The organism is Clostridium psychrophilum (genome assembly GCF_018861705.1).
Classification (GTDB): domain Bacteria; phylum Bacillota; class Clostridia; order Clostridiales; family Clostridiaceae; genus Clostridium_AD; species Clostridium_AD psychrophilum.
On sequence record NZ_JAHLEC010000088.1, the window covers coordinates 1 to 14,001 of the forward strand.

The window sequence follows — 14,001 nt, forward strand, 5'->3', positions numbered from 1 at the left end:
TTGCCACATGAAGTTGACTTTTGTTCTTGCCATAATAATAACCTCCTTGCATTGAGATTATTATCTCATAAATTTAAAAACATGGGAATGTGGGTAATATTTGACGCTTACATATAACAGAATATAGTATACCAACTCCTCCGCCTAAACAAAGAAGAAACATATTTAAAATCATTAAGTTTCTAATTTAAATAATTCCTACTATTTATCCTTTTTATGCTCTGCAATCTCAAAATTACATTCTTTAAGCGGAACAATTTTTGTATTGTATTTAATCTTGTATGCATAAAAGAGTAAAACAAATATAGGAATAAGTGCATAATTTGTTATGAAATCAAACCAACTGAAGGTTGCAGCTTGGAAAACCCATATATTAGCGCCAAATATAACCGCTGTGCATAAAATCATTGCAAGCATAGGACCTAACGGAAACCACAATGCTTTGTATTTTAAATCCTCTAATTTTCTACCTTGCGCAATATATGCTTTTCTAAATCTATAGTGACAAACAGCTATACCAAGCCATGCAAAGAATGTTGTAAGACCTGATGCATTGTAAAGAATCATGTAGATCTTGCCATCTCCAATCAAGGTTGAAAAAAATGCTGAGGAAGCAACTAACGTTGTAAGAAACACAGCATTAAGTGGAACTCCACGTTTATTTACCTTTCCTAAGAATGTAGGTGCTTTTCCTTCTTTAGCCATAGCATAGAGCATACGCGATCCTGCATATATTCCAGAATTACCACAAGAAAGAACTGAAGTTAATATAACTGCATTCATAAGGGATGCTGCAATTGCAATACCAGATCTTTGGAATATAATCGTAAATGGGCTGAATGCTATATTTTCAGCACCAACCTTTAATAGGTTTGGATCTGTAAAAGGAATAAGGAATCCAATAACGGTAATTGCACCAATATAGAATATAAGGATTCTCCAGAATACTGTGTTGATTGCTTTTGGCACTTCTTTTTCAGGGTTTTCAGCCTCACCAGCTGCCAGACCAACTACCTCTGTACCTGCGAAAGAAAATCCTGCTGCAAAGAATCCAATCATGATAGCAGACATTCCACCTACGAATGGTCCACGATGACCATGACCATCATTTAAAACCCAATTTTGAAGGCCAGGTGATTTTCCACCCATAATACCAAATATCATAAGAACACCAATAACAAGAAATATAACAATCGCACAAACTTTGATACTTGCAAACCAAAATTCGCTTTCTCCAAACGTTTTTGCGGATAGTATGTTTAATAGAAGTAAAATAACAAGAAAACATACGCTCCAAATAGTAGTTCTAGTCGTTGGGAACCAAAACTTAATAATAAGCCCTGCAGCAACTAATTCAGCTGCAACAGTTATAGCCCAATTAAACCAATAATTCCAACCTAATGCAAAACCTAAAGCTGGGTCAACAAATCTTGACGCATAGGTTTCAAATGAGCCTGTGATTGGTAGCTTTGTTGCCATTTCCCCTAGTGAGGTCATTAAAAAGTAAACAACAATACCCATAATACCAAATGATGCAATTGCACCACCTGGCCCTGAAGAACTAATTGCATTTCCACTTGCAAAGAATAAGCCGGTTCCAATTGCACCACCTAGGGCAATCATTCCCATATGCCTTGGTTTTAGAGATCGTTTTAACTCGCTTTCACTTTTATTCAACACTTCATTTGTACTCATAAAAATCTCCTTCATTTATCATTTCATATTTGCTATATATTTTTACTTTAGTTGATTTTGTAAATAAGAACTTATAAGTTATCAACAAGTTCCAGCTAAAAAACTCACAACTACTAATTATACTATATTTTCTTCTATACAATCTACTGGAAATTATAGTATTGAAGATTAATTTAAGGGACAAATATGTCGTAGAGAGACTCTTTTATGATGGATTTGTAAGGAGAAAAAACGTATTGATACAATTTAGAATAAATAAGTTTTAAATAATGCGGTAAAATATAAAAATGAGGTGATATTTATGGATGAGAATAAAATGTTTGACCTATTAGAAAAAATAGATGCTGGATCTACATTTAATATTGTTAGTTTTAATTTAAAATTCAACATAAGTAGAAACTAGTCGCTTTGTTCCCTTTTTTTAGGCTGCTGTCCAGACCCCTTAGACGGTAACTTAAAGTTACCGCCTTGTTAATCAATCGTAAATTTATCATTCATCCACTATTTAAGAATAATTCGAACTAATTTGCTTTAATAGTTGAGTAAAAAACAGTACTTAAGATAATAAATCCTCCTAAGATTTCTCTTAATGTAGGTATTTCGCTTAACACAAAAGCAGTAAAAATAATGCCATAGACTGGTTCAAGACTAGAAATAATTCCTGCTGTTTGTGTTTTAATATTTTTCAAACCATTTATAAACAGTGAATGAGCAATTCCAGTAAAGACAACACCTAGTAAAACAAGTAATAATATATCCCTAAGACTAAAAATTGGTTTCTGCAAAAAGAAAAGGGGAGTTAAAACAATAGTAGATGTCAATTGCTCATAAAAAGCAATTGATATTCCGGAATATTCTTTAACATATTTTCTATTTAACATTGAAAGAATTGCATATGTAAAACTTGATACCATTCCCCATAAAAAACCTTGGGTTGAACTGTTTCCTAATTTTAAGCTTGGAACAACAAGTGCTGCTCCAAATAATGTGATAATGGCTATGACACAATTTGACATCTCTATTTTTTCTTTAAAGAAATATGGTTCAAGGAAAGTAACAAAAACAGGGAACGTCGAAAATGTAATCAAACCTGTTGCTACTGTAGACACTTGAATAGATTGAAAAAAGGTACTCCAATGTATTGCTAATATTACTCCCATTAATGATAAATATAAATAATGCTTTGGTTGCTTTAGCTTTATTTCTTTCTTAAGATAAAACATTGTAATCAGCAAAAAAATACTTGAGAAAAAAGCTCTACCAAAAACAATTATTACCGGTGGTAATGAAAGTAATTTCCCAAATAATTCTGATAATCCAAATAAAAAAACTGCTAAATGAATTTCCATTAAATTTTTATTTTTTATATTCATATATTTAACTCCTCAAAGTCAACCTAACCGTTGTCCTATAAATACTATTTTTTTTACCACATTAAATTACTACTGTGAAATAATATCTATACTTAATATACTATTAATAATAAATATTCTATATAAAAAGTTGCTCAGCTTTGATTGTAGTTTATGAAAGATGCCAGTTATTTTAAAATTACTTTATATATTCGGTAACTAAATCAGTAAAAAGGATACCTTCTAAATGATCTATTTCATGACAAAAACATTTTGCTAAATCTCCGGTACCTGTCAACATAATATTCTCTCCATTTTCATTTAAAGCTTGTACTGTTACTTTTTCAGGCCTTTTTAACTTTCCAAATACATTAGGAATACTTAAGCACCCCTCTATAACCTCTTGCTCGCCTTCATGTTTAATTATCTCTGGATTGACTAATCTTATAAGCCCTTGCCCCATATCTATTACAACTAATCTTTTTAATATTCCAACTTGTGGAGCTGCTAGCCCTGCACCATTTTCTGAATTATACATAGTATCAGCCATATCATTTAAAATTTGTCTTATTTTATCATTTACTACATCAATTGTTCTGCTTTTTTTCCTTAGTATTTCGTCATCAGAAAGTCTAATTTGTCTTAACGCCATTTAAACCACACCCCTACTTTGCTCTGCTCTAGATTTTCTTTCACTTTCCTCAAAAAGAAAAACTTCTTCAATGGAACTGTGAAAGGTTTTACAAATATCATACGCTAACCATATTGATGGCTCAAATTTCTCTGTTTCAACCGCATTAATTGCTTGTCTTGATACGCCTACAAGTTCTCCTAATTGTTCTTGTGTAAATCCAAAAGATTCACGAAATTTTTTTAATCTGTTTTTCATTAACCATCACTCCTGTAACGTTGACCTTACATTATAACTATACCATTATTTTGTTTCTATATCAAGTTAACCTTACATTTCGGTTTTAATATTATCCTTACCCTAAACACTTGTTATAAATAATCGCAAATACGCAATCTATTACTATTTTCAACTAACATATTTATTTAATATAAGTATGTTGAAACTAATATAACAAATAATGATCTTATTTTATCTAGAAAAATTGCTTATGTACATTTAAAGAAATTTTCTGATTATTATGAGTAACTTTAGCCCATATGAACCTAAGAGTGAAAATGATGATGAATTAGATAATATGACTAAATTTGAAATATTCAAAAGTCATGTGTTAAAGAATCCTTGGATTTGGATTTTATGTGTAGCTAACGTTTTTGTTTACATAGTACGTATTGGAGTAGATAACTGGGCACCATTATATGTTACAGAGCAATTACATTTTGGAATGAGCGATGCAGTAAATACAATATTTTATTTTGAAATGGGAGCACTTTTAGGTAGTCTTTCTTGGGGATACATATCTGATTTATTAAACGGAAGAAGAGCTATAGTGGCAGTATTCTGCTTAATATTAACCGCCTTTGCCGTACTAGGATATAGATATGCTACAAGTGTTACAATGGTAAACGTTTCATTGTTTGCTCTTGGTTCATTAATATTTGGACCTCAACTATTAATAGGGATATCACTGGTAGGTTTCGCGCCCAAGAAGTCTATTGCAGTAGTTAATGGTTTGAGCGGTACTTTTGGATATTTATTTGGAGACTCTACAGCTAAGGTTGTATTAGCAAAAATAGCAGACCCTAAATCCGCAGGTATATCTGTTGGCAGTCTACATCTTCATGGATGGAATGATGTATTTGTAGTATTCTATGGTGCTCTTATTATAGGATTTTTACTTCTATTAGTTGTTGCTTATGGGGAAGAGATGAAAATAAGAAATGAGATAAAAGAAGAAAAATTAGTAGCATAGTTTAATAAAGGCACATATTTATAGTAGAGTTAGTAAAGAACTGATTGTACTTGTATAAATGAAATTCAAAAAGGGATATCCTAAATTAGGATATTCCTTAAATTATTTTATGCTTTAATCCAATCAATTCCATATTCATTCAAACTATTACTCCATTCATTAGGGGCTTCAACATCAGAAACTATAACATTAACATTCTCAATATCTTCTATTTTATAAAAATTTCTTACTCCAATTTTAGAATGATCAGCAACTATTATAACTTCCTTTGAATTTTCCATTATCATTTTTGATAAGTTAGCTTCATTAACATCATAGCCAGTTATTCCATTTTGCAAACTTACTCCCCCAACTCCTATGAATGCCTTATCCACATAAAAATTTTTTAAAACATTTTCACTAATAGGTCCGACGCATGATAATTGATCAGCATTTATTTCTCCACCTAGAAAAATTATTATGCCATCAAAAACTCCTTTATTTTTAAGATCTATTAATATATTAAGCCCAGCTACTGTGTTTAGTAAAATTGTTAGATTTTTCTTATCTTTTATATAATAAAGTATTTCACAAGTTGTGGTTCCCGTATCTATAGTTATTATATCATTATCTTTTATTAAGCTTGCTGCTTTACATCCTATTCTTTGTTTTTCTTCTCGATATACATTTCTTTTTTGAATATGAGAAGGTTCTTGCCTATCAAACGAAATTTTTATTGCTCCACCATGAATTCTCTTTAATTTGTATTCACTCTCCAAGGCGTCTAAATCGCGCCTAATAGTCTCTGTAGTAACTCCAATTTTTTTTGCAAGTTGAGTAACTGATACTTTCTCATAATTATCTAATTCATACAATATACGACTTTTTCTTTCATCCAATAAAACTGTCAATTTAATCACCTTTACCCAATATTTATTCCTTCACATCTTTATTATAACATCTAATTGATTTCTAACTCTATTTATCTTTTGAGTTAATAATATGTATTATTTTAATCCTATAAACTTTTCCTTAATCATTTTTTTACTAGGGGCTATACCTAATATTCTACAAATGGTTGGAGAAATCAATAATTGACTTATTTCATAACAATCAGTATTAGCAAATTGTTCTCCTATTAACCACATTGGAACATGTCTTTCATCATCTTCTATTCCTCCATGGTTATAATCAGAATTCATGCCATGATCTGCAGTAACTATAATCTGATATCCTTGTTTCATCCATGTTAGAACATAATTTGATAATATACTATCAACCTCTAATGCTTTTTTCCTATATTCCTTAGATTCACTTGAATATAAATGACCAAATAAATCGATATTCATAGAATGTATAAATAAAAAGTCTGGATCATAAGTTTTTCTAATATACTCACCATCTAAAAACAAATGACTATCTGGATAAGCGTCATCAAAATAAAACATACCATTTTGAATATTCTTTGTATCATCATTTTGAATTCTATCTTCCATATAATTGAATGGGGATTTGTTATAAAGCTCACTTACCCAATAGTATGCAGCTGCACCGGTCTTGAGTTCTGCCTTTCGCGCTATACTAAATATGCTCTCTTCCTTAGATCTTATATTTATACTATTGTTAGTAATACCATGTTCTATTGGGTTTGTTCCGGTTAGTATAGTCTCATATAGTGGTCTAGACAAACTTGGAAGTGCAGATACTACCTTGTAAAATTGAGCTTTTTTCATTTCTACAAGGTAATTCATAAATCCCATCCTTGATTTACCTGTCTCATAATTTAAACCATCTAGCAATACCAATATAACCTTATTCATTGTGGCCTCCTTGTATAAAATAATTTTGTTATGATCCCAATCTATCTTTAGAGTACTTCTATACTGTTTATGCTGTAAGAAATATACATTGATTTTTAGGTACAAATATATTTACTTTGTCTCCTAATTTTATATCATAAATATCATTGTTAATAACATCTATATTCATAATAAGATTGTCTTTTCTAGTTTCATATCTTATTACACTTCCTATTATTGAAACGTCCGTTACTTCACAATTTTTTAAATTATATTCTACATCATCTGCAAGTTCTTCTTTAGTTATTTGTATTATTTCAGGCCTTATTGCAATTTCTTTACTTTTTATATCTTTCTTAAAATTTTGCTGAAAAATATCTTTACCTAGCACGTTATAATTACCTATAAACCTTGCAATAAATGAAGTTTTAGGATTATTATATATTTCTTTAGGTTTTCCACTTTGCTCTATGATACCATTATTCATTACATACACTTTATCAGAAATAATCATTGCTTCTTCTTGATCGTGGGTTACAAATACACTCGTTATATCCAATTCTCTTTGAATTTTTTTGATTTGTATTTGTAAATTCCGTCTTATCTTTCTATCTAATGCACTAAGTGGTTCATCAAAAAGTAATATTTTAGGCTCTAATATTATGGAACGTGCTAAAGCAACACGTTGCTGCTGACCACCTGAGAGATCATGAGTATATGAATACATTTTATCTTGCATTTCAACTAAATTTAAAACTTCTTTAACTTTTTTATCTATATCATTTTTATTCATTTTTCTTAGTTTTAGACCAAAAGCTATATTATCATAAACATTCATATTAGGGAAAAGAACATATTGTTGAAATACCATTCCTACATCTCTTTTTCTTGGCTCTTTGCTAGTGATATCTTCTCCATCAACTATAATGGAGCCAGCATCTATGCTCTCAAGCCCTGCGATACTTTTAAGAAGAGTACTTTTACCACTTCCACTAGGACCAAGTAGCGTAACTAATTGCCCTTTTTCAATACTTAATGAAGTTTTCTTTAATACCAATAAATCTCCAAAACTCTTTTCAACATCATTTATAACTAAATAACTCATTTTATTTCACCTCTACTTTTGTAATTTTTGTGTTTGTATTCCTTTGCTTAAATCATCATCTTCGATGCTGAACATCTTCACAGAAGATGCATTGACGACTTCAGAAGGAAATTTATATTCCCACTAAAAGTTTGTCTTTGTTACAGTATCCATACTTGCTTAATGAATATGTTGACCTTCCTTCTGAAATGTCGTTATTTTTAATCCAATATAAGATATTACGAGGATTATTGAAAAATATGTTGTAACCAATGCACTGGAAATATGACCGGATTCCCTAAGCATTTTATATAGCATTATTTGTATTGTTTCATAACGTCCCCCAATAAGAAGATTAATCAATGTAAATTCACCAAACAGTGTTGAAAATGATAATAAAACGGAAACCTTTATTCCGGGCATTATATTTGCAATAATCACTTTTGTAAAGGCTTGTATCTTTGTTGCCCCTAATAGCTCACAAGCTTCAACTAACTGTTTAACATCTATATTTCTTAAACTATTTCTAATTCCCTGATACATAAAGGGTAGTATAAATACCGAATATGCAAATATAAGCAGCCATACTGAATTACCAAGAGTACTGGAAAACAATTTAATTAATGCAATTGCAAGCACTACTCCTGGAATTATATATGGTAATATTACTATAGTCTGTAATACCTTTTCATATTTTGGTAAATACACAGTTACTACAAAAATTGCTAGAAGTAGTATTACCAAACTAATTATTACTGGAACTATAGACACAAACAGTGAACGTCCCATAGCATTCCAAAATCTAACATCACTAAATAAACTTTTATACCAGTTTAGAGTATATGATGGAGGTAATATTGTCTTGTACCATTCACTTGCTATAGAATATACAAAGGTTGCCATTATGGGAAGTAAAAGATATGTCATAAGTATCCATATTATTGCTTTGTGCAACCACATTTTCTTTTTCATTATATTATCCTCTCTTAATGTATTTGCTCATTTTTTCATTTATCATCATCATACTTATTGTAGTTATTCCAAGTATTACTGCTAATGCACTAGCAAGCTCAGGTCGCGGCATTATATCACCAACTACTAAAGAACCAATTCTTATAGTCAATAGATTATAATTTCTTCCTACTAAAGCATAAGCTGTTGCATAAGCACCCATAGCATTTGCAAATAAAATGCTTAAAGTTCCTACTATACTTGGAAGTAATACTGGTATGCCGATTTTAGTCCAAAACTTAAATGAATTTGCCCCAAGTAACATTGCTGATTGTCTCCACTCTTTTTTTATACCTAAAAATGATGGATATAAAATCATTATAGCGAGAGGTATTTGAAAATATACATAGGTTATAATAAGTCCTACCCATGAATAAATATTAAAATTACTTAACGAATTTAATCCAAAATGTTTAAATAATAGAACAAATATACCAGTGTTTCCAAGAAGCAGAATGTATCCAAAAGCTAAAGGAACGCCTGTATAATTTGAAGTCATATTTAAAATTGTAATAATACTATTTTGTACTTTTTCACTAAAATTAGAAATGGAATAAGCACATATTAAAGCAATTACAAGTCCAATTAAACTTGAAATTAAAGATATTCCAATACTATTGGTTATTGCTTTTAGATAAAACATATTAGTAAGTGATGTTTTATAGTTTTCTAAAGTAAAACCACCACTTCCACTCTTAAAGCTATCTATAATCATTAGAATACTTGGCAATAACAAGAATAATAAAGTTATTACCACAAAAGGTACTAATGCTTGAACTATAAATAATAATGATTTTTTATTTTTTAACATTTATGCACCTTCCTTTATAAATGAATTCATAGCTATATTACTAAGGCAATAGGAACTTTAACTCCCATTGCCTAAAAATTTAATTATTTAATGTTAGCTAGAACTTGTTCTTGCCATAACTGAGGAAGAGTTTTAACTGTTTTCCCCCATGTTTTATCATTTATTGAGCTAACATTTTTATATTGATTATTTGGTAATAACTTAGCTTTAACATCATCTGGAAGCTTTACATCTTCTCTTACTGGTTTAGCAAATCCTTTTGCTAAATTAATTTGTCCTTCATTACTAAATATATATTCACGAGTAATCATTGCAGCATAAGGATGAAGCGCATATTTATTTATTATAGTTGAATATCCTGTACGTATACTCCCTTCACTTGGAATACATACATCAAATCTTTTTGGATCAATCTTTTCTTTAAAACCTAATGCATTAAAATCCCAAACAAGAGTAACCTGAACTTCTCCTTTTTCAACACTTGCTAAATCATTTTTGTTAACTACTAATCTGCCTTGCTTTGCAAGTTTTGCAAAGAAATCAAGACCTGGCTGAATATTAGATTCATCTCCTCCAAAAGCTTTAGCAGCAGCTAAAACAGCGGATTGTGATTGAGTAGCAGACGCAGCATCATCAATAGTTACTTTATAATCACCATTTAAAATATCTTTGAAAGATTTTGGAGGATTTTTAACTAAATCTTTATTTGTTAAAATTGACATTGTTCCTGTATAAGCTACCATCCAGTTACCTTCTTTATCCTTTGCCCAAGCAGGTACACTTCCCCAATGTGAAGTCTTATATGGCAACGTCAACCCTTTTTGAGCAGCTACTGGAGCAAAAGCCACACCTATATCCCCAATGTCAGTTGTGGGATTTTTCTTTTCAGCTTCAAATTTTGCAATCTCTTCAGCACTTGATAAATCTGTATCTGAATGGTTAATTGAATATTTCACTTTTAAATCATTCCATGTACCCTTCCAGTTTGCCCAGCTATCAGGCATACCAACACTTACAACCTTTCCTTCTTTTTTAGCTAGTTTAGTTAATTCTGCTACGGTAATATTTTGTTTTACTGTTTTATTTTGTTCTGCCTTCTTTCCACAACCAGCCAATGAAGTGGTTACAATAATAGATGCGAGAATTACTGTTAAAAGTTTTTTTGAATTCATAATAACGCCTCCTAATATCTAATTTTAATTATATTTTTATAAAATTTAATTTTCTGTTTTTAAATGTTGTAATCTCTTTAAATCCAATTTCTTTTAGTTGCATTATTGCTTTATCGAAATCCGCACACAAATCTTTAACAACATGTGCATCTGATCCTATTGTAATGATTTTTCCACCCAGTTCAAGATACCTTTTTAATATTTCTCTACTTGGATGCATAGAATTTAGCTTATACCTTAACCCTGAGGTATTAAGCTCAATACCTTTTCCCTTGTTTATTATCATTGATAGTATTTCATCCAAGATATTTTTATAATCATCATATCTTATTGTTTTATTTGCAAAATCACCATATCTATTTATAAAATCTAAATGTCCAACTACATCAAAATTATCAAAGTTGTTTAGAGTATATTTAAGACATTCAAAATATGCTCTGTAACCTTCCTGTTGAGTTCTACCTTTAAACAAATCACCCTTATCTAGAGCTGCTCCATTCCAAGCGTGTATCGAACATATTACAAAATCAAAGTCATAGGAGTTTAATAATTTATTTATACTTTCATTTAAACCTGGCTGATAACCCACTTCAATTCCCATTAAAATATCCATCTCTTTATATTTAATTCTAAGTTTTTCCAGAACCTTTATGTACTTTTTATAATCTACTTCAAAATTTATATCCTTACTTGGATAATCAAAATCCATATGGTCCGTAAACATTACTTCCTTTAATCCAAGTTCCTTAGCTTTATTAATTATAACTTCCATTGGTGTATCACAATCACCTGAAAATTCTGTATGAACATGATGATCCGTTATATTCATTTATAACCTCCTCTTAATCAACTTACAATTACATTATAATAAGCCATTGTTAAATTAGCATTAAGCAAATGTTTGTTTTCTGTTAAAATCTTGTTTTTAGTGTTGTTTTACAACTTAATCCAAATACAAAAGCAACATTCAATATTTTCAAAAAAAATAAAGAAATGAATAAAGAAGTAAATTTGCTTCTCTAGACATTTCTTTAAAATTATTTTTATACCTTAACTTTTATAATCTTACACATCCATTTTTTAATAGTTTTCTGTAAATAACTCAAAATATGCTTTTGGATGATCACATGCCGGGCAAACTTTTGGTGCAGAAATACCATCAAATATAAAACCACAATTATTACATTTCCATAAAGTATTTTCACTTTTTATAAATACAGTACCGTCCTCAACGTTTTTTGCTAGTTTTCTGTATCTATTCTCATGTCTTTTCTCAACTTCAGAAATTTTTCTATATGCATTTGCAATGTCAGAAAAACCTTCCTCTTCTGCAACATCTGCAAAATGAGGATATAAAGTTGTCCACTCTTCATTCTCTCCTGCGGCGGCTGCTAATAAATTTCCTTTTGTATCTCCTAAGAAAATAGGATACCCTGCATCCTTAATTACAACTGCCTCACCATTTAATTCACTATTTGCTAAAAATTTAAAAAACCTTTCTGCATGTTCTTTTTCATTACCTGCTGTTTCAGTAAATATGTTTTGAATCTGCACATAACCTTCTTTTTTAGCTACTGAAGCATAATAGGTGTATCTATTTCTTGCTTGAGATTCTCCTGCAAATGATTTTAAAAGATTTTCGGCAGTTTTTGTTTCCTTTAAATTTTTCAATTTTTATCCTCCTTATCATTTACATATTCTTTTATTTTAATTTGACCAAATAACGTTACTTACCAAAATCAATATTTTATGCTTTCCATAATCCATGAAGATTACAATATTCTCGTACAGTTAAAACTTTCTCATCTAGAATAAATAGAGCTTCAGGTTTATCTCCAGGTTTTAAATATTTTCTGTATACTTTATTTTCAGTTTGAATTTCTATCCATTCAATATAATGTGCATCTACCATTGGGTGTTCAACTGCTCCAACTTTAACAAGAACTCCACCTTCAACCGCTTCAACAACTGGAACATGTTTTTCTTTTGCAGCATCCACAGTATTTTCAACTTGTAATGTCATTGGTTGTCCACAACAAACTAAAATACCACCACTTGCATGTACAACCTCTACGATATTACCACAAATTCCACATTTATATATCTCTTTAATCTCAGTCATAATTAACCTCCAAATTTTTATTTTTTACTTATTAAACCTTGATATTATTTACCCCTGCTAACTAATCATTGTTATTATCATATACAAAGTTGCATGGGCTTCCTTCACAATTTAATACCTCTTCATCATTTTCGCCAATATAAATATCATTATTAATTGTATCATTTTCTTTTGATGTTCCTAATAATTTTTCAATATCCGAAGACATAGATTCCGGTTCAGTAGTTGGTTCATATCTGTAAGCTATGTTGCCTTCCCTATCAATAATGAATTTTGTGAAATTCCATTTTATTGAATTGCCTTCTAAAAATTGAGGAAAGTTTTTCTGGAGCATGTCATTAAGTTTTTTCTCATTAGATAGGTTCAAATTAAATCCTTTGAAAGTTGCTTTTTCTGTAAGATATTTGAAAATTGGATTAGTATTTTCCCCACGTACATCACTCTTCTCGAACAAAGGGAAACTCACTCCATAATTAATTAAACAGAAATTCTTTATTTCATTGTTTTCACCTGGTTCCTGACCTGCAAATTGATTGCTGGGGAATCCAAGTATTACTAGACCCCTATTATTGTATTGTTTATATAGTTTCTCCAACCCTTCATACTGTGGCGTAAATCCACACTTACTTGCCGTATTAACTATAACTAATACTTTTCCCTTGTACTGCTCTAGAGATACTTCTTCACCATCTATTGTAATTGCTTTAAAATCATAAATTGACATTTATTATCCCTCCATTTTATATGTTTTTATAAATATAAAAATACTATAACTTCCTGTCTCTTGAAAATATATGCCCATTAATGTACTCTTATTTCAACACTCTTTAACAAATAACTTTTAGATTTTATTAGTTTTAAATTCAATCTTTTGTTTAACAATAAATATTTTGTAATAATATTTATTGTTTACTTGTTTGTAAAAATATCATAACACAAAAAAAGATAAATTACAATAAAACTTTGAATTTATTAATTCTTTTATGATCGAATTGTGATAATGTCCTATTATACCGAATTTGATTATGTCCCAAAAAGAATATAGTATAATAAAACCTCATGACTAAGAAATGAGGTGGACAAAATCAGAAAG

General features: G+C 30.0%; 15 protein-coding genes and 1 pseudogene. 2 read left to right on the forward strand and 14 right to left on the reverse strand.

Features of this window, described 5'->3' with window-relative positions; translation table 11 throughout:
• Positions 1-201: 201 nt before the first annotated feature.
• The 4 genes from KPL38_RS14635 to KPL38_RS14650 form a co-directional block, all read right to left on the reverse strand.
• Positions 202-1,695, reverse strand: coding sequence for an amino acid permease (locus KPL38_RS14635; RefSeq protein ID WP_216289887.1), 1,494 nt, complete (start codon positions 1,693-1,695; stop codon positions 202-204).
• Positions 1,696-2,216: 521 nt separating this feature from the next.
• Positions 2,217-3,068 (reverse strand): DMT family transporter, encoded by an 852-nt coding sequence (locus tag KPL38_RS14640; protein ID WP_216289888.1) that lies wholly within the window; start codon positions 3,066-3,068, stop codon positions 2,217-2,219.
• A gap of 178 nt (positions 3,069-3,246) precedes the next feature.
• Entirely contained in the window at positions 3,247-3,699 is a 453-nt protein-coding gene (def, locus tag KPL38_RS14645) for a peptide deformylase (RefSeq protein ID WP_216289889.1), read from the reverse strand.
• Positions 3,700-3,936 carry a helix-turn-helix transcriptional regulator gene (locus KPL38_RS14650; protein ID WP_216289890.1) on the reverse strand — a complete coding sequence of 79 codons (237 nt, stop codon included), beginning with the start codon at positions 3,934-3,936 and terminating at the stop codon, positions 3,700-3,702.
• A gap of 210 nt (positions 3,937-4,146) precedes the next feature.
• On the opposite strand from KPL38_RS14650, the gene KPL38_RS20505 reads away from it, so the two are divergent.
• Together KPL38_RS20505 and KPL38_RS14655 are read left to right on the forward strand one after the other, a co-directional pair.
• Complete coding sequence (locus tag KPL38_RS20505; RefSeq protein WP_512699149.1) at positions 4,147-4,206, forward strand: hypothetical protein; 60 nt, start codon at positions 4,147-4,149, stop codon at positions 4,204-4,206.
• Complete coding sequence (locus tag KPL38_RS14655) at positions 4,199-4,930, forward strand: MFS transporter (RefSeq protein WP_246577983.1); 732 nt, start codon at positions 4,199-4,201, stop codon at positions 4,928-4,930. The genes KPL38_RS20505 and KPL38_RS14655 overlap by 8 nt, the downstream gene beginning before the upstream one ends.
• A gap of 107 nt (positions 4,931-5,037) precedes the next feature.
• Here KPL38_RS14655 and KPL38_RS14660 read toward each other — a convergent pair whose 3' ends face one another.
• The 10 genes and pseudogenes from KPL38_RS14660 to KPL38_RS14705 all read right to left on the reverse strand — a co-directional run.
• Positions 5,038-5,820, reverse strand: coding sequence for a DeoR/GlpR family DNA-binding transcription regulator (locus KPL38_RS14660; protein WP_216289891.1), 783 nt, complete (start codon positions 5,818-5,820; stop codon positions 5,038-5,040).
• Between the two features lie 96 nt (positions 5,821-5,916).
• Positions 5,917-6,729 carry an alkaline phosphatase family protein gene (locus tag KPL38_RS14665; RefSeq protein ID WP_216289892.1) on the reverse strand — a complete coding sequence of 271 codons (813 nt, stop codon included), beginning with the start codon at positions 6,727-6,729 and terminating at the stop codon, positions 5,917-5,919.
• Between the two features lie 67 nt (positions 6,730-6,796).
• Positions 6,797-7,813 (reverse strand): ABC transporter ATP-binding protein, encoded by a 1,017-nt coding sequence (locus tag KPL38_RS14670; RefSeq protein WP_216289893.1) that lies wholly within the window; start codon positions 7,811-7,813, stop codon positions 6,797-6,799.
• A gap of 159 nt (positions 7,814-7,972) precedes the next feature.
• Positions 7,973-8,764 carry an ABC transporter permease gene (locus KPL38_RS14675; protein WP_216289894.1) on the reverse strand — a complete coding sequence of 264 codons (792 nt, stop codon included), beginning with the start codon at positions 8,762-8,764 and terminating at the stop codon, positions 7,973-7,975.
• Between the two features lie 4 nt (positions 8,765-8,768).
• A complete protein-coding gene (locus KPL38_RS14680; RefSeq protein WP_216289895.1) occupies positions 8,769-9,614 on the reverse strand; it encodes an ABC transporter permease in 846 nt (281 codons plus the stop codon).
• Between the two features lie 83 nt (positions 9,615-9,697).
• Positions 9,698-10,786 carry an ABC transporter substrate-binding protein gene (locus KPL38_RS14685; RefSeq protein WP_216289896.1) on the reverse strand — a complete coding sequence of 363 codons (1,089 nt, stop codon included), beginning with the start codon at positions 10,784-10,786 and terminating at the stop codon, positions 9,698-9,700.
• Positions 10,787-10,814: 28 nt separating this feature from the next.
• Positions 10,815-11,615 carry a histidinol-phosphatase HisJ family protein gene (locus KPL38_RS14690; RefSeq protein ID WP_216289897.1) on the reverse strand — a complete coding sequence of 267 codons (801 nt, stop codon included), beginning with the start codon at positions 11,613-11,615 and terminating at the stop codon, positions 10,815-10,817.
• 251 nt (positions 11,616-11,866) lie between these two features.
• A complete protein-coding gene (gene rbr / locus KPL38_RS14695; RefSeq protein WP_216289898.1) occupies positions 11,867-12,457 on the reverse strand; it encodes a rubrerythrin in 591 nt (196 codons plus the stop codon).
• A 76-nt stretch (positions 12,458-12,533) separates the two neighbouring features.
• Entirely contained in the window at positions 12,534-12,908 is a 375-nt protein-coding gene (locus KPL38_RS14700) for a desulfoferrodoxin (RefSeq protein WP_216289899.1), read from the reverse strand.
• 181 nt (positions 12,909-13,089) lie between these two features.
• A pseudogene (locus KPL38_RS14705) lies at positions 13,090-13,632 on the reverse strand (glutathione peroxidase); the annotation flags it as partial.
• Between the last annotated feature and the right edge of the window lie 369 nt (positions 13,633-14,001).

Coding starts and splice junctions, on each gene's coding strand:
- KPL38_RS14680 (WP_216289895.1), bottom strand. CDS start 9,614: ATGTTAAAAAATAAAAAATCATTATTATTTATAGTTCAAGCATTAGTA.
- KPL38_RS14675 (WP_216289894.1), bottom strand. CDS start 8,764: ATGAAAAAGAAAATGTGGTTGCACAAAGCAATAATATGGATACTTATG.
- KPL38_RS14685 (WP_216289896.1), bottom strand. CDS start 10,786: ATGAATTCAAAAAAACTTTTAACAGTAATTCTCGCATCTATTATTGTA.
- KPL38_RS14670 (WP_216289893.1), bottom strand. CDS start 7,813: ATGAGTTATTTAGTTATAAATGATGTTGAAAAGAGTTTTGGAGATTTA.
- KPL38_RS14700 (WP_216289899.1), bottom strand. CDS start 12,908: ATGACTGAGATTAAAGAGATATATAAATGTGGAATTTGTGGTAATATC.
- KPL38_RS14635 (WP_216289887.1), bottom strand. CDS start 1,695: ATGAGTACAAATGAAGTGTTGAATAAAAGTGAAAGCGAGTTAAAACGA.
- def (WP_216289889.1), bottom strand. CDS start 3,699: ATGGCGTTAAGACAAATTAGACTTTCTGATGACGAAATACTAAGGAAA.
- KPL38_RS14665 (WP_216289892.1), bottom strand. CDS start 6,729: ATGAATAAGGTTATATTGGTATTGCTAGATGGTTTAAATTATGAGACA.
- KPL38_RS14640 (WP_216289888.1), bottom strand. CDS start 3,068: ATGAATATAAAAAATAAAAATTTAATGGAAATTCATTTAGCAGTTTTT.
- KPL38_RS14650 (WP_216289890.1), bottom strand. CDS start 3,936: ATGAAAAACAGATTAAAAAAATTTCGTGAATCTTTTGGATTTACACAA.
- KPL38_RS14655 (WP_246577983.1), top strand. CDS start 4,199: ATGAGTAACTTTAGCCCATATGAACCTAAGAGTGAAAATGATGATGAA.
- KPL38_RS14690 (WP_216289897.1), bottom strand. CDS start 11,615: ATGAATATAACGGATCATCATGTTCATACAGAATTTTCAGGTGATTGT.